Source organism: Mesorhizobium sp. L-8-10 (assembly GCF_016756635.1).
GTDB lineage: Bacteria > Pseudomonadota > Alphaproteobacteria > Rhizobiales > Rhizobiaceae.
Genome location: NZ_AP023263.1, coordinates 7,265,235 through 7,284,749, shown reverse-complemented (window position 1 = coordinate 7,284,749; position 19,515 = coordinate 7,265,235). Strand labels below are relative to the sequence as shown.

Annotated in this window: 17 protein-coding genes, 1 pseudogene and 1 riboswitch; of the genes and pseudogenes, 12 read left to right on the top strand and 6 right to left on the bottom strand. The window is 62.2% G+C overall.

What is annotated here, in order from left to right; translation table 11 throughout:
* Window positions 1-170: 170 nt before the first annotated feature.
* Window positions 171-635: a MucR family transcriptional regulator gene (locus tag JN280_RS33965; RefSeq protein WP_202308691.1), complete on the bottom strand. Its 465-nt coding sequence runs from the start codon at window positions 633-635 to the stop codon at window positions 171-173.
* A 245-nt stretch (window positions 636-880) separates the two neighbouring features.
* On the opposite strand from JN280_RS33965, the gene JN280_RS33960 reads away from it, so the two are divergent.
* A complete protein-coding gene (locus JN280_RS33960) occupies window positions 881-1,183 on the top strand; it encodes a DUF982 domain-containing protein (RefSeq protein WP_202308690.1) in 303 nt (100 codons plus the stop codon).
* 270 nt (window positions 1,184-1,453) lie between these two features.
* Entirely contained in the window at window positions 1,454-1,702 is a 249-nt protein-coding gene (locus JN280_RS33955) for a DUF982 domain-containing protein (RefSeq protein ID WP_202308689.1), read from the top strand.
* Between the two features lie 725 nt (window positions 1,703-2,427).
* Here the strand turns inward: JN280_RS33955 and metE are convergent.
* The 5 genes and pseudogenes from metE to JN280_RS40405 all read right to left on the bottom strand — a co-directional run bounded on the left by metE (window position 2,428) and on the right by JN280_RS40405 (window position 8,172).
* Window positions 2,428-4,758 (bottom strand): 5-methyltetrahydropteroyltriglutamate--homocysteine S-methyltransferase, encoded by a 2,331-nt coding sequence (gene metE / locus JN280_RS33950; RefSeq protein ID WP_202315214.1) that lies wholly within the window; start codon window positions 4,756-4,758, stop codon window positions 2,428-2,430.
* Window positions 4,759-4,874: 116 nt separating this feature from the next.
* Window positions 4,875-5,074: riboswitch (cobalamin riboswitch) on the bottom strand.
* Window positions 5,075-5,348: 274 nt separating this feature from the next.
* Window positions 5,349-5,672, bottom strand: a pseudogene (locus JN280_RS33945) (cytochrome P450); the annotation flags it as partial.
* The gene (locus tag JN280_RS33940) at window positions 5,609-6,841 is read right to left on the bottom strand and encodes a cytochrome P450 family protein (RefSeq protein ID WP_202308688.1); all 1,233 of its coding nucleotides are present in this window, start codon (window positions 6,839-6,841) and stop codon (window positions 5,609-5,611) included. The pseudogene JN280_RS33945 and the gene JN280_RS33940, both read right to left, overlap by 64 nt.
* 90 nt (window positions 6,842-6,931) lie before the next feature.
* Window positions 6,932-7,624: an OmpW/AlkL family protein gene (locus JN280_RS33935; protein WP_202308687.1), complete on the bottom strand. Its 693-nt coding sequence runs from the start codon at window positions 7,622-7,624 to the stop codon at window positions 6,932-6,934.
* A gap of 230 nt (window positions 7,625-7,854) precedes the next feature.
* A complete protein-coding gene (locus JN280_RS40405) occupies window positions 7,855-8,172 on the bottom strand; it encodes a transposase (protein ID WP_069091149.1) in 318 nt (105 codons plus the stop codon).
* 223 nt (window positions 8,173-8,395) lie between these two features.
* Here JN280_RS40405 and JN280_RS33925 point away from each other — a divergent pair, with 223 nt between their 5' ends.
* From JN280_RS33925 to ubiM, 10 genes are all read left to right on the top strand, one after another.
* A complete protein-coding gene (locus JN280_RS33925) occupies window positions 8,396-9,271 on the top strand; it encodes an AraC family transcriptional regulator (RefSeq protein ID WP_202308686.1) in 876 nt (291 codons plus the stop codon).
* Between the two features lie 70 nt (window positions 9,272-9,341).
* Window positions 9,342-10,430 carry a threonine aldolase family protein gene (locus JN280_RS33920; protein WP_202308684.1) on the top strand — a complete coding sequence of 363 codons (1,089 nt, stop codon included), beginning with the start codon at window positions 9,342-9,344 and terminating at the stop codon, window positions 10,428-10,430.
* A gap of 429 nt (window positions 10,431-10,859) precedes the next feature.
* Window positions 10,860-11,270: a GNAT family N-acetyltransferase gene (locus JN280_RS33915; protein WP_244742467.1), complete on the top strand. Its 411-nt coding sequence runs from the start codon at window positions 10,860-10,862 to the stop codon at window positions 11,268-11,270.
* A gap of 342 nt (window positions 11,271-11,612) precedes the next feature.
* The gene (locus JN280_RS33910; RefSeq protein WP_202308682.1) at window positions 11,613-12,581 is read left to right on the top strand and encodes an omptin family outer membrane protease; all 969 of its coding nucleotides are present in this window, start codon (window positions 11,613-11,615) and stop codon (window positions 12,579-12,581) included.
* A 424-nt stretch (window positions 12,582-13,005) separates the two neighbouring features.
* Window positions 13,006-13,968 (top strand): ArdC family protein, encoded by a 963-nt coding sequence (locus tag JN280_RS33905; protein ID WP_202308680.1) that lies wholly within the window; start codon window positions 13,006-13,008, stop codon window positions 13,966-13,968.
* The gene (locus tag JN280_RS33900; RefSeq protein ID WP_202308678.1) at window positions 13,965-14,153 is read left to right on the top strand and encodes a hypothetical protein; all 189 of its coding nucleotides are present in this window, start codon (window positions 13,965-13,967) and stop codon (window positions 14,151-14,153) included. Before JN280_RS33905 ends, JN280_RS33900 begins: the two co-directional genes overlap by 4 nt.
* Before the next feature lie 13 nt (window positions 14,154-14,166).
* On the top strand, window positions 14,167-14,586 hold the full coding sequence (locus JN280_RS33895; protein WP_202296093.1) for a DUF2958 domain-containing protein: 420 nt from the start codon (window positions 14,167-14,169) through the stop codon (window positions 14,584-14,586).
* 78 nt (window positions 14,587-14,664) lie between these two features.
* Entirely contained in the window at window positions 14,665-16,395 is a 1,731-nt protein-coding gene (locus JN280_RS33890) for a ParB/RepB/Spo0J family partition protein (protein WP_202308676.1), read from the top strand.
* Window positions 16,396-16,639: 244 nt separating this feature from the next.
* On the top strand, window positions 16,640-17,614 hold the full coding sequence (locus JN280_RS33885) for a hypothetical protein (RefSeq protein WP_202296089.1): 975 nt from the start codon (window positions 16,640-16,642) through the stop codon (window positions 17,612-17,614).
* A gap of 420 nt (window positions 17,615-18,034) precedes the next feature.
* Entirely contained in the window at window positions 18,035-19,216 is a 1,182-nt protein-coding gene (gene ubiM, locus JN280_RS33880) for a 5-demethoxyubiquinol-8 5-hydroxylase UbiM (protein WP_202308674.1), read from the top strand.
* Window positions 19,217-19,515 lie beyond the last annotated feature (299 nt).

Below are 19,515 nucleotides of genomic sequence, written 5' to 3'. Positions count from 1 at the left end.
AATGAGACGCGGGAGGAGGTGCGCCCCATCCAGCGTCGGCACCACATCTGGGAGGAGTAGATGGCCGACACCATGATCATACCGATCGCCGCAGATATTGCAACGCACAAATTTTATCTCGCGAGTGCGAAATCATGCCGGGCCCGCTTCGTCGATCCTGAAAAGTGGGGTCAGGCTGCGGCTTTCTTGCGGGGCCGCTTGGCAGGTGCCGTCGCTTCCGGTTCCTTCGGCTTGCGGCCCAGACCCATGGTCTTGGCCAATGCCGAGCGCGCCGCAGCGTAGTTCGGCGCCACCATAGGATAGTCCACCGGCAGCCCCCATTTCGCGCGATATTCGTCGGGCGTGAGGCCATAGTGGGTGGCCAGGTGACGCTTGAGCGACTTGAACTTCTTACCGTCCTCAAGGCTGATAATGTAGTCGGGTGTAACCGATTTTCTGATCGGTACGGCAGGCTTGAGAGCTTCCGATTTTTCTGGTGCGGCACCACCAGCAGTGCCTTTCAATGCGATGTGGATCTGGCCGATAAGCCCAGGCAGTTCACCGACGGGAACCGGATTGTTCGAAACATAGGCTGAGACGACATGGGCGGTGAGTTCGATGAGGTTGTCGGCTTTGCTCTCGGTTTCTTCGGTCATGAAAACGCTCCTGCGGAATTAGAGTAGCCGGGTAAGAATCATCTCGTAGCTTAATAGTGACGACCGCGTTTGATGGCAACCAAAGCCATTGCATGATGTGTTGGCGGATCGCTGCACGCCCGGTCGCCGTCGCGGATCTTCCTCTTGAACCGTCATCGCCCTGACAACACATTGTGTCAGGGTCGCCTCGCGTCGATGCGGCGCCTCTTCACACAAATCGGCTATTTGGAAGGTTGGAGGAACGAATGAACGCTGAGGCTTTCAGCAGCCCGCTTTTCGTGAGGCGCGCAACGCACATCATCCAAGAGATCGCCGGCCTTGCGGATGCAATCGATTTTCTCAATGAATGGCCGGAAGATCGCAGAGACATGATCCACGAAGCCGCCCTGAGGGCATGCTACGATGCGTACGATGGGCGCAAGCCGGTAAGCACGGCGCGCAATGCCTTTTTTGGCTTTGCGAAGCGGGTCGCCATCTTGGAAGATTCAACCTCCGCGATGCAGTGGATCGCCGCCTGCAGATCGGGCAGTGGAAAAGTGCAGGTGTAGATTTCGACGAAGTGTTTGAGACTGGCGCGAGCCGCGTCGAATAGTGCAGTATGCACAGGTTTAACAGCTAGACCACGCGAATGAGAAGCAGTTCCTCACCACCAACTGCAAAACCGCAGATCGCACGCAAGCTGACCATGCCAGACGCAGCTCATGGCGATCGCTTGCCCGCCAATGGCCAGGCTCATTGGCGCGATGCAGCGGTCGCGTTCGGCTGAATAAAGAAATGCGGCCCGCGCTGTTTGCCGAGTAGTGGCTGTGGAGGAGGGGATGACCGGGTTGATCAGATTTGAGAGGCCAGTCGTAGTTCAGCTTAGCCGCCGCGGCTCGGAGCGTGTCGTGTTCGACGTCAACGACGCGGCCGCTATCTTGCTCCGGGATCTGCATCATGAGACCGATAAACGCAGGATAGCGATGGACACCTGTCTGCAGGTGTTACGCGGTAAGACCCATCCACCAGCTGCTCGACGAGCTTTCGTCGCGGCCGCGCTCGAAGCACGCATTCTGCGCAGCGATTGATATTCAGGATCATGGCGCTGATGAATTTCGGCCATCTGCACATCGCTATTGGGCGCGGTCCGAACACCCCTGCCGGCTCCGCCAGGAGCAAGCCAACACCGCACTTTCCGCGGCGGCTTTCCTGGTCCGGCGCCTGATCTTCCACCATCAAAACACAAGGGTCCGCCAGCCAGCTGCGGCCGCTCGGCTTCGCCGTCGCGGTGATCGTGATTGCAGCCAGAGGCAGACAGAGCCGTCGAGCGGGAATTGGCCCGGTGCAGATGGCGGAGCGTCGATGCCGCTTCAACAGTCTCCGGAAGTACCGTATGAACCTTCCCCCAGCTTGGCCCTGCATCCGATCTTCCGGAACACGCTCCGCGGACCGGCGCCGCGTGATCGCTGATGCTTCTCCCGATGGTCGGGACGGGGGGGTTCGGCGACCAAGGTCGGGGAGACGATAGTGACACTGGATGATCCCAACACGGAATAATCCGAAACGGGCTGGCGGAGAGCCTTCTCGTTTCTGGCCGGCTCATTTGAGGCCCAAGCCTCCTTCGATCGCCCTCCAACGGAGGCCTCTGGAACAGCTGACTTCGACGCGCCATGAAAAGGGCCTCGGCCAAGCCAAGGCTGCTGAGGCGCTTCGTCACTGGCAGCTCGATTGCCTTGGGTGCGCCGGATGGACTCACCCCAAGATTGCCCGGTGTGTGGCGTTGCCGCTCACCGCCGGCGAGTGGCACCGAGCCCTACGCCGTCTGCGCTTTTTCCCGGATTGCGCGTGCCGCAGCCACCATGTTCATCAGGGCAGGGCGGACCTCCTCCCATCTGCGTGTTTTGAGACCGCAGTCGGGGTTCACCCACAATTGGCCATCCAACAATCGATCGCGAGCAAGCATGATGAGGTTGGAAATCTCGCCCACCTCCGGGACCCGCGGCGAGTGAATGTCATAGACGCCAGGACCGATCTCGTTCGGATACTTGAAGGTTCGAAGCGCATCAAGCAGTTCCATCTGCGAGCGCGAGGTTTCAATGGAGATCACATCGGCATCCATTGCAGCAATCGCGTCCACGATGTCGCCGAACTCGGAGTAGCACATATGGGTGTGAATCTGGGTCGCATCGCCAACCGCCGTTGAAGCCAGCCGGAAGCATTCGACGGCCCAGTCGAGATAGGTTTCCCAGTCGTCCTCACGAAGCGGCAAGCCCTCGCGCAGTGCGGCTTCGTCGATCTGGATCATCTTGGCGCCGGCCTTTTCGAGGTCGCTCACTTCATCGCGAATGGCGAGCGCGACTTGGCGGCAGACGGCTGAGCGCGGAAGGTCGTCTCGGACGAAGGACCAGTTGAGGATCGTCACCGGGCCGGTAAGCATGCCCTTCACCGGCTTTGGCGTCAGCGACTGGGCGTATCGCCACCAGTGTAGTGTCATCGGATTTTGTCGCGACACATCGCCAATGATGATCGGGGGTCGCACAAAGCGCGAGCCATAGCTCTGCACCCACCCATGCTGCGTGAAGGCAAAGCCGCGGAGCTGCTCGGCGAAATACTGCACCATATCGTTGCGCTCGAATTCGCCGTGGACCAGCACGTCGAGTCCGATCTCTTCTTGCCAGCGAACGGCGGCTTCTATCTCTTTTTTCAGGAAGGCCTCATAGTCGACGTAACTCAGCTCGCCCTTGGCATGGGCTGCCCGCGCCTTGCGAACCTCGGCTGTTTGCGGGAAGGAGCCGATCGTCGTGGTGGGGAAGGATGGCAGGCCAAACGTGTCGCCCTGAAGCTTGGAGCGCACGTCGAATGCGCTCTTCCGGCGCGTCATGCCGACCTTGATGCTGGCGACCCGTCCTTCGACGAGCGGATCATGCACCTTAGCGGATGTCGCGCGAACGGCGGCAGCCTCAGCCGACGCCTCTAGTTCGGCGGCGACCGCGTCCCGGCCTTCGGCCAGGGCACGGGCGAGCACGACCAGCTCGCCGGTCTTTTGCGCCGCGAAGGCGAGCCACGATTTCACGTCCGCATCGAGTGCCGTCTCCATGTCCAGGTCGATCGGCACATGCAGCATCGAGCAGGACGGGGCGATCTCCACGCGGTCCAACGGCCAGCCGGCGACGATCGGCTTGATGCGGTCAAGTATGGCAGGCAGGTTCGCGCGCCAGACGTTGCGGCCGTCGATCAGCCCGAGCGAGAGCACAAGTTCCTTCCGCGCGAGCCGGCCGACGGTCTCCAACTGCTCTGGAGCGCGCACGAGATCGATGTGCAGTCCCGCCACGGGCAGAGAAATTGCGGTCTCGAGATTGTCTCCCAGCGATCCGAAATAGGTAGCGACCATGATCTTCAACTCGGGTGCTGCTTTCGCCAGCCGGCAGTAGGCGAATTGGAGCGCATCCCGTTCGTTGGGAATCAGATCCAGCACGAGCGCCGGCTCATCGATCTGTACCCAATCGGCTCCCGCGAGCTTCAGCCTCCGCAGGAGCTCCTCGTAGACGGCCAGCAGCCGTGGCAGGAGCGCGACAGGGTTGAAACCTTCCTCAGGTGACTTCGCCAACTTGAGAAACGTAACCGGTCCAAGCAGGACCGGGCGCGTGTGGATGCCGAGCGCCTTGGCCTCGAGGAAATGATCGACCGGTTTTGCCGACGAGAGGGCAAAGCTCTGATCGTCGGTAAGTTCCGGCACAATGTAGTGATAGTTGGTGTCGAACCATTTGGTCATTTCCATCGCGGCAAGGCCATGCCCGTTGGCCGCATGCTCGTCACCGGCATGTCCGCAATCAGCGGCCTGATCTTGGTTGCCGCGCGCCATTGCGAAATAGGTATCGAGTGGGACCTCGCCGTCAGTCCAGGTGTATCGTGCCGGCACGGCGCCGACCATGGCGACGGTGTCGAGCACATGGTCATAAAGCGAGAAATCGTTGGACGGGATTTTCGACACGCCGCGATCGTGCTGCTCCCTCCAGCTGGCGGCGCGTAGCGCCTTCGCCGTCGCGAGCAGGTCGGCAGCGGGAGATTTTCCGGACCAGTAGCTTTCAAGCGCGAATTTCAGTTCCCGCCGTCGACCGATACGCGGCACGCCGAGCGTTGCCACAGGAATTTGTTGAGAGACAGTCATGCCATACCCCGATGGTTGGGGCGTGGGGACAAGGAACGCGCGAGCAGGCGGCACGAAGCCAGGCTACCGCGGCCACCGAGACACCCCGCCCGTGGACGTTGTTCGTCGTGGCAGGTCTCCTGGCTCGCGGGTCAAAGCCTCTGCCCGTCTTCCCGAGGCCGTTCGCCTCAGTGACACCAATGGGCTTGGCTCGCCGCTAACAGTTGCGGGGGCAGCGCCGGCATCGCACCGGCTTCCCTCTTAGCTCCGCTACGGCAGTGCCGCGCGGAGAACCATGACATGCGCACAATCACAGCCGCTTCGCTCCTTGTCAATACACATAACGAGATGTTTATGTGATGATGCGAATAATGCCCTTGCGCTGATCGGTCTCTTTCGCCCAAAGCCGCTTACGATGCCGCCTCTTATCAGTGCAGGCTCGGAGAGATCCTTGTCCTCATCGGCGACGCCGGATCAGATCGAGGTCGCCGGGCTCAAAGGGCGTAAAGTCGGGCCAGGTCGTCACGGTCAGCCGGGAATCCCGGTATTTGTTCCCGCTCGGCTTCGCTCAGCGTGCTTGCGCACTCGCCCATCAGCGCGCTGATGACCATGGCCGGCAGCGGAAAGGAGAGGTGGCGCCTCAGGTCGGCGGGCTGGGGCTGGGCCGCCAGCGTCTCGAACAACTGCGCGGCGATCGCCTCGACCTGCTGCGCGAGCACCTTCACCCTGCGGTTGCTGAAGGCCGGCGCCACGATCGTGCGTAACCGGGCATGCTCGCCCCCCTCGTGCGAGACAAGCCACCCCGGCGAACCGAGAATCACCGAATCCGGGGTGAATGCCGCACTCTCTAAGCGACGGAAGGGCGGAAGCTGACCAGCAGGCGCTGCGGGCAGCGAATCACGTAAGACGGCATGTAGACGACGTCCTCCGCAGCGATGGTCAGCGCCAGATCCTCCAGCCGCCCGAACAGCGCGGGGAAGGCGCAGCGCAATTCCAGGCGCGCCAGCGCAGCGCCCAGGCAGGAATGCGGCCCCTCGCCGAATGACAAATGCGGGTTGTGCCGCCGGGTGACATCGAACCTGTTGGCGCCGGGACCGAAGGCCTTTTCGTCCCGGTTCGCCGCATGGAACGCCATCAGGACGGCATCGCCGCGGCGGACCAGGCATCCGTCGATCTCCACGTCCTGGGTGGCATAGCGGAACGGCAGATTGGCCGCTGAGCTGCCCCAGCGCAGGATCTCCTCGATCGCCTGTGACCACGGAACTTGGCCGCTGCGCACCAAGTGCAGTTGCTGCGGATGCGTCAGCAATGCCAGCACGCCATTGCCGATGACGCCGGCGGTGGTCACGAAGCCCGCAGAGAGCACCATGAACAGCATGTCGATGAGCTCGGTGTCGGAAACGAGCTCGCCTTTGTCACGAGCGACGATCAGGGCCGAAGCCAGATCATCGCCGAGCTGGCCCCGCTTGAGCGCGATCAGGCGACGGAAGAACTCCGGGATGCGCTGCCGCGTCTGTCGCACCTCTTCGCCTGTGGCGGAGGTGTTGGCCAGGCTGTAGGTGAGCGCGACGATCTCTTCGCGCTGTTCGTCCGGCAAACCGAACAGTTCGGCGATCACGTTGGTGGGCAGCGGAGCGGCGAACTCGCTCATCAGATCGGCACTGCCGCCGCGCTGCGCCATCTCGGCCAGGAGTCGATCGACGCATTGTTCGACCCGTGGCGCCAGCAAGGCGATACGACTGGGCGCGAAGCTGCTGGACAGCAGGCCGCGCAAGCGCCGGTGATCGGCGCCGTGCGCCGTGGTCATGTTGTCCACTTTGCATATCCCGATCAGCGGATGATCCTCGGGAATCTCGCCGTCCTGCAGCGCCCGCCACTGTCGCCAGTCCTTGTTGAAACGCTGGTCGGAAAGCATCTGCCTGAGCGTCTGGTGACGGGCTGCCGCCCAGGTCACCACATCGCCTGGCAGCGACACTCGCGCCATCCCCCCCTGCCGCAGAATCGCAGAAGAAAGACGATCAAGTTGCGTGGGAGCGGCCGGCACACCGATCACGTCGCAATGATCGTTTTCTACGCGCATGCCAACAACTCCTTTAAGAACCATCGCGGGTCCACTTCTCGGCACGGAAGATCCGCGCGCGGACTTCGAAAAGTGCCCCGTGCTTCGTCCTCAGAAGCGGTAGGTGAGACCTGCGCCTATCACCCAGGGATCGAGCTTGGCCTTGCCCGTGAGCTTGGCGCCGGCGACAGTGACGTCGAAGTCGGGCTTGAGGAAAAGCTTCTTCACGTCGAAGTTGACGCCCCAGTGCTGGTCCACCATGTAGTCGAATCCGACCTGCAGCGCGGCGCCGAATGTGTTCTTGACCTTGAGATCATCGGCGCTGCCGACTTGCTGATGATAGAAGATCGTATAGTTCACGCCGGCGCCGATATAGGGCTCGAAGGCGCCGAAATCGGTAAAATGATACTGCAATGTGAGCGTGGGCGGCAGCAGCCAAACCTTGCCGACCTCGCCCAGCCCGCCGATCGCACCTTGGCCATCGATGTTGGCATAGGTGGTGCCGAGTATGAGTTCGGCGGCGATGTTGTCCGTGAAGAAATATGAGATATCGAGTTCCGGCGTCACGGTGTCCGAATATGAAAGACCGGAGCCGGGCACCGCATTGACATAGCCCGAATCCTCGGTGATCACCCCCAACGCACGCAGACGGATCTGCCAGGGGCTTGGCGCTTCCGCGACGCAGGCTTCTGCCTGCGGGACGCTCGCGGCTTGCCCAACATCTGCCGCGCCGGCCTGTCCCGCAACGATGAGGACGACAGCCGCTGTCATTGCCCGCGCCACGCCAATTCGCGCTCTCGCCATACTTTTCTCTCCTTGATCTTCAGAAGCGACGCACTGCGCCTTGATTGAATCCTGCTCGCATCAATCGAGATTGACGGAGCGCTCATGCGGGATAGCCCCCGCATGTGTCGTGCCAAATGAGAAAATCGTTGCAGAACAATGCGGTCACTCCGATAGCGCTGTGTCTGATGTCCGACTTCGTCGAAGATCCGACAATGAGTGCAGCCGTAGCCGCCCCTGGTAGCCGTTCGTCAACATCGGCCGGCAGTTCGTTGGCATGCTCGTACTCGGCTTCGAGTTTTGGCGTATTCTGCGTTCAGCGCTTTGATCGGCGCCTGCTGCTTCGCCGTCAGGCCGGGGAACGTTCCAGCCAGTTGGCGTAGTTCGTGGGCATGTCCGTAAGGCGTCTCGACCGCGACCGATATGGGCGGGAAATCCTTTGGCAGCATGCGCCAGCCGCCATCTGATCGGGCCATGTAGCGGATCGCGTTCAAGACCTCGCGCAGGTCCGTCACCACGCGCCGCCCGGTCTTGGCCGCGCCCGGCAGGAACGGTTTATCCGCGACCATTCCTCATGCGTCAGATCGGAGGGGATAGCGCTTGGTCTTCTCCTTGATATCGGCCACGCGTCGCTCGGGTCCACATCCCAAGCTTGAAACACGATTAATCCCGCCAATCCGCTGCCCGCCCTGCAGCAGGCCCCTCTTCGGGCGGCAATTAATCCTGCTTCGGTTTGAAATTCGCGACGTGTGCACGATATCGTTGTGATGACCGACCTGGATTGATCATCAAGTGGCCGATACCGCCGTAGAATGCGACGAAAAGGCGCGCGGCCGTTCTGAACCTCCGGGCCGACCGCCGCGCAATCGTGCGGTGATGAAGCACTCCGATGTCCTTGGCGGGCTCGATTACCTGGCGGCGGATTATCACCGGCAGGATTTCTCCAAGCATATCCACAACGAGTATCTGATCGGGCTGATCGAGCGAGGCATCCATGATGTCTGGTGCCGAGGTGAGGTTTGGCACGCCGGTAGCGGCACGGTCGCGACCTTCGCGCCCGGCGAACCGCATTTCGGGGGTGCTGGTGACGATCTTGGCTGGAGCCAGAAGATCTTCTACATGCCCGAAGGCCTTATCCGGCAAGTCCTTGAGGACAGCGGCCAAAACGAACCCGGAACGATCGACTTCAAAAGCCCGTTCCAGGAGAATGCCCCAGTTGCACACGGGCTCAGCGCGTTTTGGCGCCTGCTTGAACATGGGCATAGCTCGGCACTGGAGATCGAGGAGTATCTGATCCGTTTCCTGCCCCACGTCTTCGCACAGGCCGGCGGGTCGCGCGTTGCTGAGCGAAAATTGGTACCGCCGAGGTTCCGCGACGTCCGTGACTTCATCCATGCCCACTCCGACGAAGTCCTGCAGCTCGCCGCCCTGGCCGCCCTCGCCGGATGCTCCAAGGCGACCTTGATCGATGGCTTCAAGGCGCATTTCGGGTTGCCCCCCACCCGCTACCTGATCCAGGTCCGCATCGACGAGGCGCGACGGCTGCTGAGGCGAGGTCAGCACGTCGCCGAGGTCGCCGTCGCGGTAGGGTTCGCGGACCAGAGCCACCTGACCCGGCACTTCAAGGCGGTGCTGGGGGTGACGCCGGCGCGTTACCTCTCGGTTTGAATATCGTTCAATAAAGCGCGCGGCGAACCGTCTAGCTTGGACGCTCAATAAATGAAACGAGCGTCAGACCATGAACGAAAGCAAGCAGACCCGCCCCCGCGACTTCACCAGCGACAACATCGCCGGCGTCTCCCCCGAGGTGATCGCAGCCATCACCGCGTGCACGTCGGGTCAGGCGCTTCCCTACGGCAACGATGAGCTGACGCATACCGTCGAGCGCCAGCTCGCCGAGGTGTTCGAGCATGCGGTCGACGTGTTCCTCGTTTCGACGGGGTCGGCGGCAAACGCGCTGGCGCTCGCGGCGATTACGCCGCCATGGGGCAGCATCCTCTCGCACGCCGACGCACACATCAACCGGGACGAGTGCGGCGCGCCGGAGTTCTACACCGCCGGTGCGAAGTTGGTGCAGCTTCCAGGCGAGGCTGGCAAAATCGACATCGACGCCTTAGCGGCCAATGCAACGCGCATGGTGGGCGATATCCACTCGGTCCAGCCCTCCAGCGTCAGCATCACGCAGGCGACCGAGATGGGATCGGTCTACGCGCTCGACGAGATCAAGGCGATCGGACATATCTGCCGGTCAGCGAACCTGGCGCTCCACATGGACGGTGCTCGCTTCGCCAACGCCCTCGTCACTCTGCGCTGCTCGCCAGCCGAGATGACGTGGAAGGCCGGCGTCGACCTTGTGTCATTTGGCGCCACCAAGAATGGAACGTTTGGGGTCGATGCAGTCGTCTCGTTCCGCGGAGATCTCGCGAGCACGATAGCCTTTCGCCGAAAGCGTGCCGGCCAGTTGAGTTCCAAGATGCGCTTCATGGCGGCGCAAATGGACGGTTATCTGAGGGAAGGTGTCTGGCTTCGCAACGCGACCCATGCCAATTCGATGGCATCGGCGCTCGCGCGGGGGTTGGCCCTGGTGCCAGGCGTGAAGATCCAGCAGCGTCCCGAGGCCAACATCCTGTTCTGCAGACTTCCCATGTCCCTGATCCGGGGGCTGCTCGACATGGGATTCCGCTTCTACCATGATCGCTGGCAGACCGGGATCGTGAGGTTCGTCACCTCTTTCGCGACGACCGAGGCCGACGTGTCCGACTTGATCGGCGCGGCGACCAGCCTCTGCGCACCGGTCGGCTCGGCTGTTCCGGCTGGCGCCGAATGAGTTGTGGCGACCGTCGAGCGCTCTCGCCGCCCGTCACGGATGTCCTCTTTGCTCGACTGCAATGTCCGAGCGTTATGGCCGCACGAGCATCTCAGGCTGTATCTTTTGTCTCAGGCTCAGACCTGCAAATTCATCTTACCTCGGCAAGGGGCTTCACCGTGCAGTTGCGATGTGACCGGTTGATTTTCTGTAAGAAGCTCCTCTATCTGCGCAATTGAGCTAAAGTCATCCGGAACACTGCATGCCTGTAATATATATTTCGCATTCTTTTATCATATTTTTGATGAAAAATGCTGTCCATTGGTCAGAGTTACCTAAAAGAGTGAGTCGGATCTGCGCGGATAGCAGCATGAATCGGGATTTTGACCACTAGCAGGAGAAAATATGCCTTCCATATCTACTCGCCGCGCCAACGCAACGGACGCAGGGATGGTCGTCCGTTTTATTCACGCGCTACTCGATGAACTCACTGGCGGGAAAGCGCCCGCGCCCGACGACGTGAGACAAAGCGCGCAGATAATGCTTGCCGACGCTGGCGTGGTCGCAGTGATCGCAAGTGCAGATGACGAGCCGGTCGGCATCATGGTGCTGAATGAATGCACGGCGATTTATGCAGGAGGTAAGTTCGGCTATATTTCGGAGCTGTATGTTCGACCCGAAAAGCGCTCCAAAGGGATTGCCCCTCAACTGCTTGAGGTCGCCTCGCGGGAAGGCCATGCGCGTGGTTGGAAGCGACTTGAGCTTGCAGCGCCCAGGCAACCAAAATGGAAGCGCACGCTCGATTTCTACCTGCGCAACGGGTTCGAGGAACTCGGCCCTCGGCTCTTTCGGATTATCTAGACTAGAGAGTTTGCTATGGGCTGCTCAAAGCAACCTGCACGATCTCAGCGGATTGAGGTCCGGCGTGGTCGCTGCCTGCCGCTGCAATCGAACCAGCATCGTCATCGTAAATGTGTGTCTCGGATAATGCAGGGTTCCCGTCACGCCGGCCGCCCGGAACGCATCGGCAAAAACCGCCGTTAATCGGGTCACGCTAACGGCGTTTCCTTGAGTGTTGAGGAACAGAGCCGAGGGCGGCAATTTTGCCAACCTACAGGGGCGCTGCATAGACGACCGCACGTGACGTGCACCCGGCACGCTGCGTATAGCCGAATGGCGGATGATTCCCATGAGGGTAGTCCTATGAAATTGTACGCGAAAGTCTTTGGTGGAGCGGCAGCGTTGCTCGCTGCCTGGCCGGCGATGGCCAGCGACGCGGTGGCGAGCGAACCGGCGCCCTACAATCCCAATTTCTCTTTCGTTGGCGGCGTCGGCGTCATCGACATCGAGGCCAACGAGCTGGTCTATCAGGCTCCCGGCAGCGGCTCGAAGCTGAGCCACCTTATCTGGGAAGGCACCTCTGCGGTCATTTCAGCCGAGATGACGGCGCGCAGCGAGGCCGGCTGGACCGCCAAGCTTTCCAGCCAGATCGCCTTCAGCGGCGACAGCTACATGGAAGACTATGACTGGATCCCGTCATTCTCGACCAATGATGGCTGGAACGACTGGAGCAACCGTTCGCGCCATTCCGACACCGATCTTGATTACTTCTATTCGGCAACCGTCGCGCTCGGCCACGATTTCCAGTTCAGCGACCAGCTGCTGATCAACGTCAACGGTGGTTTCAAGTACACCTCGGTCAAGTGGACTGCCTATGGCGGCTCCTATGTCTACAGCGTTGCCGGCTTCCGGGATTCGGTTGGCGACTTCCCAGGAGACGCAAAGGCCATCAGCTACCAGCAGAAATTGCCGGTCGCCATCGCCGGCATCGATGCGACCTATGTCCAGGATCGCTGGAACTTCGGCTTTGCGCTGAAGGGCGGCACGACCTTCTCGGCCGGCGCTACCGATCATCACTGGATGCGTGACCTGCGCTTCGAGGATGATTTCGAATCGGCGCCGGTTCTGATGGTCGGCGGCAGCGTCGGCTACCAGTACAACGAGCGGACCAGCTTCTTCGTCTCCGGTTCCTACGTAAAGGTGTTCACCGCTCGCGGCGACTACAACACCTATGACATTGCGACCGGCGCAGAGACTGGCGGCGAAGACGACTGGATCGGCGGCGATTTTGCCGCGGCGACGGTGATGGTCGGCATCAAGACCTCGTTCTGATTGAACGAGTTCGACCGGAACACCAAACCGATGTCCGCACGGCGCAGAAATCTGATGCGCCCGCGCGCCTGACGGCGCGTGCCGGGTGCTCGTGAACCGAGCCCGCTTTTTCTTCGCCAGGCTCAGGCGGTCTCGGCCATCCGGCTTCGCCCCCTGGCGCGGGCAGCCTGTCGGCTGCTGACGGTCGCCGCCCTGTCGGCCGGCGCGTTTGTTCGTTGGCCGTTCCCGGCGGCGCGGGGTGGGCGGCACTCCCTTCTAGGCCCGCCGCGGCATCCCGCAACCCTTCGCTTGCGCTTCGGGTCCTCCTCTTCGTTCCGGTCCTTCGGATGCGGTCCGCCTCCGACGGCGGGCCTTTCCGGTCGCGTCTCGCCGCCCACCCCACTTGCAGGGAAAGGCGCGGAATTGAAGAGCGGAGGACCAGACGATGCGTGCAAAACACCAGCGTTCCGACAGCCGAGAGGCTGGCGCGGGCAGGGGCGGGCGCTCGGGCGCCAGCCTTTATCAGGAGATCACGGACCGCATCATTGCCGAATTGGAGCGCGGCACCGTGCCATGGGTCAAGCCATGGGGCAGCGCAAAGGCCGACCTCGGCCTGCCCAGCAACGCGGCCACCGGGCGCCGCTATTCCGGCATCAACATCCTCATCCTGTGGGGCGCCGTCATCGAGCGCAGCTATCCCGGCCAGAACTGGCTGACCTTCCGGCAGGCGCTTGCCCTTGGCGGCAATGTCAGGAAGGGCGAGCGCGGCACAACAATCGTGCATGCCGACCGCTTTGTCCCAAAGGGCGAGCAGGAGCGCGCCAAGACAGACGGCGACGAGCCGCAGGCGGTGCCGTACTTGAAGCGCTTCACCGTCTTCAACGTCGCGCAGTGCGACGGCCTGCCCGAGCACCTTTACCGCAACGCAGAACCGCTGCCCGAACGCGAGATCGTCCCGCAGGCCGAGGCGCTTATTCGAGGAAGCGGCGCGGATTTCCGCATCGGCGGCGATCGCGCTTTCTACATGCCGGGCAGTGACTCCATTCAGGTGCCGCCGCAGCCGGCATTCTTTCAGCAGATCGACTATTACCGCACCTGCTTCCACGAACTTGGCCACTGGACCGGCCACCCGGCACGGCTGGCGCGCGACCTCTTCGGCGCCTTCGGTTCCAAGACCTATGCGCGCGAGGAATTGGTCGCCGAAATCACCGCAGCCTTTGTCTGCTCGACCCTCGGCATCGAGCCGACCGTGCGCCATGCCGACTATATCGGCACATGGCTGAAGGTGCTGCGCGAGGACAATCGCGCCATCTTCCGCGCTGCCTCTCACGCATCGAAAGCCGCCGATTTTCTTCTGGGCTTCAACGCCGAGGCCGAAGGCGCGCAACAAGACGAGATCGCGGCATGAGCGCGCGCGATCGCCACACCCTGCAGACCGAGCCAACGCCGCAAGGCGAGCAGACGCTCATTCCCGGTGTCCAGCCACCACGCGCGACCGCCTCGCCCTTTTGGCCGATGCGCCCACGCGCTGCGCAAAAGCCGCTCGATATCGGGCTGTTCGATGACGCCAGAAATCAACTCGACCTGTTTTGAGAGGAGTTTTCCCATGATCCTGATCACCGACGAGCTTTGCGCCCTGCTGCTCGCCAATGGCGCAACCGACACCGAAACCGACCATGTCCCGGTGGTCAAACTGTTCGATCCTACCGGCCCAGCAACCTGGCTTCTCACCGAACTCGACGCCGACGGCGACACCCTTTTCGGCCTTTGCGACCTCGGCTTCGGCTTCCCCGAACTCGGCAGCGTCAGTCTTGCCGAGCTTGCAAGCGTCAAGGGGCGGCTTGGCCTCGGCATCGAGCGCGACCTTGGATTCAAGGCGCGCTTTCCGCTCTCCGTCTACGCCCAGGCAGCGTACAGCGCCGGCCACATCACCGAAGCCGACCGGCTGCTGCGACAGGCGGCAGAAGCCCTTGGCAACGCCGATTCCAAGCTTCCGCCCGACACGGCGGAACAGACGCGCCGCTAGGCGCGAAAACCGTCCCGCCGCGCCGGCCTGCAGCCTCTGCGGCGGGGCAATCCCACCCCGCAACGAAGGAGACAAACCATGCAACTTGCCCACATTCCGCTTGATAAGCTCAACATTTCCGCGCTCAACATGCGCCATTCCAAACGCGCGCCCGACGTGTCGGACATCCTGCCGTCGGTTCGCGCGCGCGGCGTCCTGGTGCCGCTGTTGGTGCGGCCCAACGGCACGCCGGAAAGCTTCGAGATCGTCGCCGGCCGGCGCCGCTATTTCGCCGCGAAGTCGCTCGCCGACGAGCGCGGCCAGGGCAATGCCTTGCCCTGCGCCATCATGGAAGACGGCGACGACGCCGACGCGCTCGAGGCCTCGCTGATCGAAAACTTCGCCCGGCTCGATCCCGACGAGGTGTCGCAGTGGGAGACGTTTTCGCGGCTGATCAAGGAGGGCCGCAGCGTTGGTGACATCGCCGCCACTTTCGGCATCACCGAGCTTCTGGTCAAACGCATTCTGGCGCTCGGCGATCTTCTGCCCAAGATCCGCGAGGCCTATCGGCGCGAGGACATCGACGCCGAGACGGCGCGCCATCTGACCATGGCCTCCAAGGCGCAGCAGAAGGATTGGCTGGCGCTTTATGCCGATCCCGAGCAATACGCGCCGCGCGGCTACCAATTGAAACAATGGCTGTTCGGCGGCCAGTCGATTTCTACCAAGGTGGCGCTGTTCCCCATCGAGGACTATCCGGGCCTGATCGTCTGCGACCTGTTCGGCGAGGACAGCTATTTCGCCGATGCCGACCTGTTCTGGCAAAAGCAGAACGAGGCGATTGCCGCCAAACGCGATGCCTATCTGGAAGCCGGCTGGCCCGAGGTCGCCGTGCTGGAACCGGGGCAGCATTTCCAGTCATGGGACCATGAAAAGACGCCGAGGAAGAAGGGCGGCAAGGTCTTCATATCGGTCTCGCATCGCGGCGCGGTCGAATGCCACGAGGGCTGGCTGTCGCGCAAGGAAGCCCGCCGCGCCCGCGCGCAAGGCGAGGGCGGCGCGCACGACGAAACGCCCGCCAAGCCGTCGCGACCGGAACTCACCGGGCCGATGCAGAACTATGTCGATCTGCACCGCCACGGTGCCGTGCGTACTGCCATGCTCGACCATCCTTGTGTCGCGCTGCGCCTGATGGTGGCGCATGCCATCGCAGGCTCGGGCCTGTGGCAGGTTCGCCGCGAGCCGCAGCGCACCGCCAATGAAGCGGTGGCGGCAAGCATTGCTGCGTCCAGGGCCGAAGCCGCATTCGCCGAAAAACGGCGCGCGGTGCTGGCGCTGCTTGGGCAGGCCGACGAGGAGGGCGCGATAGCCGGCGGCAATGGCGACGCCTTTGCGCTTGCCGCAGTCTTTGCCCGTTTGCTGGCACTTTGCGACAACGATGTCATGCGCGTTCTCAGCCTTGTCATGGCCGAGACGCTCGAAGCCGGCAGCGCCGTCGTCGAGGCCCTCGGCAACCATCTGGGCATCGACATGGGTGCGTGGTGGCAACCGGACGACGCCTTCTTCGACCTGCTGCGCGACAGGGAGATCGCCAATGCGATGCTGGCCGACCTCGCCGGCAAGCCTGTCGCCGACGGCAATGTCGCCGAGAAGGTCAAGACGCAAAAGAAGATCATCCGCGATTGCCTCGCGGGCAAGAACGGCCGCGAGAAAACCGACAACTGGATGCCCAACTGGATGAAATTCCCGGTCGAAAGCTACACGAAACGCGGCGGCTTCCGCACCGCCGATCAATGGGCGAGCGTGCAGCCGCTGTTCGTCCGCCAATAGGTGCCAAGCCGGGCGGCGGCTCTTTTTAAGTGCCGCCGCCCCGTTTGCCTGCCGCTGGAATATTGGCTGATGCGCACGGCGATCCGAACAGCATGTGCCACGCGCAAGGCTATTGTGCGTTGCACAAAAACCGACGCGCGCCTACACGTCCTTCCGTTGCGGGAATCGGGCTTGGACCAGCGGCGAGGCAGTGAGAACCGATGCTTCGTCGATATCATATTGCATTCATAGCTGAGGACCCTTCATGACCCTTTCGAGCCCTGACAAATCCGGCGCCGCCAGTCTCGAGGCCATCGCGCGAAACGGCGGCGTGCTGCGCCGCATCGCCGTGCGCATTCCGACCTATCTGTCGGACATTCGCGAGAACCCGGCATGGCTGCCGATGTTCGTGCTCGCCCGCACCATGCCGGCGCGCCGGATGCACTGGCGTGGGGCTAAGCCGGTTCGCGTGTCGCAAAAGGCCCACGACACCATGTTTGCCGGCGTCGATCGCCAGGAAATTGTCGAGGCGCTGCGGTCGGACGGGCTGTTTTGCGGGCTCGTCCTGCCGACTTCCATCCATGAGGAGATCGCCGCCTTCGCCCGCTACACGCCTTGTTTCGGCAATTTCGATCGCCGTCTCGAATTCATGGCTGAGGACCATGCCGAGGCCGAGAAGCGTTTCGGCCGCTCGCTGCTCAGCGGACACTTTTTCGAACACATCCTCGACTGCAAGGCAGCGGTCGCCATCCAGAACGACCCGCTGCTGCTCGACATCGCCGCGCATTATCTGGGCGCTCAGGCGAAATTGATCACCACACGCGTGTGGTGGAGCTTCCCGACCAGCGAGGCTTCCGACGCCGACAAGAACCGTGCCTCGCTCGGCAAGTATCATTTCGACCTCGATGACTGGCGGATGCTGAAATTCTTCTTCTATCTGACGCCGGTCGACGAGGGCACCGGCCCGCATGTTTATGTCCGTGGCAGTCATAACCGCCGCGCCATCAAGCATCAGCTGACGCTGCTTGTCGGCCATCCGGCGCAGGAGGTTCTCAAGGTCTATGGCGATGACAGCCCCGTCACGCTGACCGGCGAAGCCGGTCTCGGTTTCGTCGAGGATCCGTTCGGCTTCCATATGGGCACCGTACCGTCGCGCACGCCACGGCTGATGATGGAAGTCGGCTTCGGCGTCTCGCCGCCCTCGCGCCGGCGCTTCCATGGCGAGCCGGTTATTCGCTGATCTCGCAAAAAGTCCTTAAAACAGCCTTCCCCAGATCAGACGCCTGGTTCTCCCTTGGGCTGGCTGGTGCCATGGCGTCGTCATGGGATCAGCTGGCACATGACTGGATTGGATCGATGTCATCTGACGCCGGTTGGGCCTCGACTGACCCAGATCAAGGCCACGCCCTTGTCGGCGTGGTTTGATCGCCCAGTCCTTCACGGGAAAACGCATGGGCTGACCGACAGCCTGGTCGTCGCTCCCATCATCTTGACAATCCAGATCATACAGCAGGCAAATGACGCTTCACCAGCCAGGAACCGACGTGAGAAACGCGCTTGAGGCGATGCGGGCAATAGATCACAGCGCAATCGATGCACGACATGCGGCTCGACTCCCCCAACATCTCACGAAGAGAACCGACGCGCTGGCGCCACGCTGATGGCCGGCTGTGACGACAGCTTCGACATTATTGTCGTGGGCGCCGGGCCGGTCGGACTTTCCTTCGCCGCATCGCTTGCCTATAGCCAGCTCAAACTGGCGGTTGTCGAAGGGCAGGCCCTGGAAAGACTGGCAAGTCCGGCTTTCGACGGCCGCGAGATCGCGCTCACCCACGCCTCGATTGGAATCCTTCGCGAGCTCGGCGCCTGGGATGTTATCTCCGCTTCGGACAAGTCACCGCTTCAAGGCGCACGCGTCCTCAACGGATCGAGCCCGTTTGCGTTGTGTTTCGATGCCCCCGGCGGATCCGCGGAACCACTGGGCGTTCTGGTCCCGAATTGCCAGATCCGCGATGCCCTGTTCAAGATCATCCGCTTGCGGGGCCATGCCCGGCTGCTGTGCGGCCACTCGGTCGTGCGTGCAACAAACAGCCGTCAAGGAGCAGTGATAACGCTCTCCAATGGCAGGCAGCTGAGCGCTCGGCTTCTCGTTGCAGCCGATTCGCGTTTTTCCGCCACCCGCAATCTGCTCGGGATCGGCGCCGATATCAATCGGCTTGGCAACTCGATGCTGATTTGCCGGGTGAGGCACGAGCGCCCCCACCGCCAGATCGCGATCGAATGGTTCGATCACCATCAGACGGTGGCGATGTTGCCCCTCGCGCCAGGCGTGTCGTCGCTGCTTTTGACTTTGCCCTCAAACGAGGCCGACGGACTGCTTGCCCTCGACGACGAGTTGTTCCTGAGGGAGTTGACAAAGCGCTGTCGAGGGCGCCTCGGCACCATGAGCCTGGCAAGCCAACGCTATATCTATCCGTTGGTCACGACCTGGGCGCACAGGTTCCGGGCGCCGAGCGCCGCATTGATCGGCGACGCCGCCATTGGCATGCACCCGGTGACCGCGCATGGCTTCAACATCGGCCTTGGCGGCCAGAAGCAGCTCGCCCGCGGTATAGAGACCGCATGGCGCGACCGTCGCGACATTGCCGACCCCGACATGCTCCACAGATATGAAAGCCGACTGCGCCTGTCGGCGGCGCCGCTCTACCATGCTACGAATATCCTCGTCGGACTCTACTCAAGCGAGCATCCGGCGGCACGGCTTGCAAGGCATGTCGGGCTGCGCCTCGGCCAACATCTTCCCTTTGTCCGTCATGGCATTGCGGCCATGCTGAGGCGGTAAACCCCAGTCACCATAGTGTCAGCATCAGCCTGCGGCGTCGTAGCAGGCGGGCGCGTGTGGTTCGATGGGAGCGGTCGCGGCTGCGCGGGATCAGCTTGATGAAGACGGGGCTGCTGAATGCCGCGAGCCTCTTCCATCGCGGATCGTCAACGTGTCAATCGCCGTGTGTGTGCGAATCCACGCCCAATTCCGCCTTCGATGTGTTCACTGCGTGGATGGTTGTCATCCAAACAATCAATTTTGCCAATCCTGCTGACCCAATTAGGAGCGTGACCGAAATCAACTGCCTCGGCCCGCAG

Bases quoted from the DNA above. Each gene is read 5' to 3' on its own strand.
- JN280_RS33905 (WP_202308680.1), top strand. From the start codon at position 13,006: ATGCGTGCAAAACACCAGCGTTCCGACAGCCGAGAGGCTGGCGCGGGC.
- JN280_RS33885 (WP_202296089.1), top strand. From the start codon at position 16,640: ATGACCCTTTCGAGCCCTGACAAATCCGGCGCCGCCAGTCTCGAGGCC.
- JN280_RS33895 (WP_202296093.1), top strand. From the start codon at position 14,167: ATGATCCTGATCACCGACGAGCTTTGCGCCCTGCTGCTCGCCAATGGC.
- JN280_RS33890 (WP_202308676.1), top strand. From the start codon at position 14,665: ATGCAACTTGCCCACATTCCGCTTGATAAGCTCAACATTTCCGCGCTC.
- JN280_RS33910 (WP_202308682.1), top strand. From the start codon at position 11,613: ATGAAATTGTACGCGAAAGTCTTTGGTGGAGCGGCAGCGTTGCTCGCT.
- JN280_RS33915 (WP_244742467.1), top strand. From the start codon at position 10,860: ATGGTCGTCCGTTTTATTCACGCGCTACTCGATGAACTCACTGGCGGG.
- JN280_RS33960 (WP_202308690.1), top strand. From the start codon at position 881: ATGAACGCTGAGGCTTTCAGCAGCCCGCTTTTCGTGAGGCGCGCAACG.
- JN280_RS33965 (WP_202308691.1), bottom strand. From the start codon at position 635: ATGACCGAAGAAACCGAGAGCAAAGCCGACAACCTCATCGAACTCACC.
- JN280_RS33900 (WP_202308678.1), top strand. From the start codon at position 13,965: ATGAGCGCGCGCGATCGCCACACCCTGCAGACCGAGCCAACGCCGCAA.
- JN280_RS33940 (WP_202308688.1), bottom strand. From the start codon at position 6,841: ATGCGCGTAGAAAACGATCATTGCGACGTGATCGGTGTGCCGGCCGCT.
- JN280_RS40405 (WP_069091149.1), bottom strand. From the start codon at position 8,172: ATGGTCGCGGATAAACCGTTCCTGCCGGGCGCGGCCAAGACCGGGCGG.
- JN280_RS33935 (WP_202308687.1), bottom strand. From the start codon at position 7,624: ATGGCGAGAGCGCGAATTGGCGTGGCGCGGGCAATGACAGCGGCTGTC.
- JN280_RS33920 (WP_202308684.1), top strand. From the start codon at position 9,342: ATGAACGAAAGCAAGCAGACCCGCCCCCGCGACTTCACCAGCGACAAC.
- JN280_RS33955 (WP_202308689.1), top strand. From the start codon at position 1,454: ATGACCGGGTTGATCAGATTTGAGAGGCCAGTCGTAGTTCAGCTTAGC.
- ubiM (WP_202308674.1), top strand. From the start codon at position 18,035: ATGGCCGGCTGTGACGACAGCTTCGACATTATTGTCGTGGGCGCCGGG.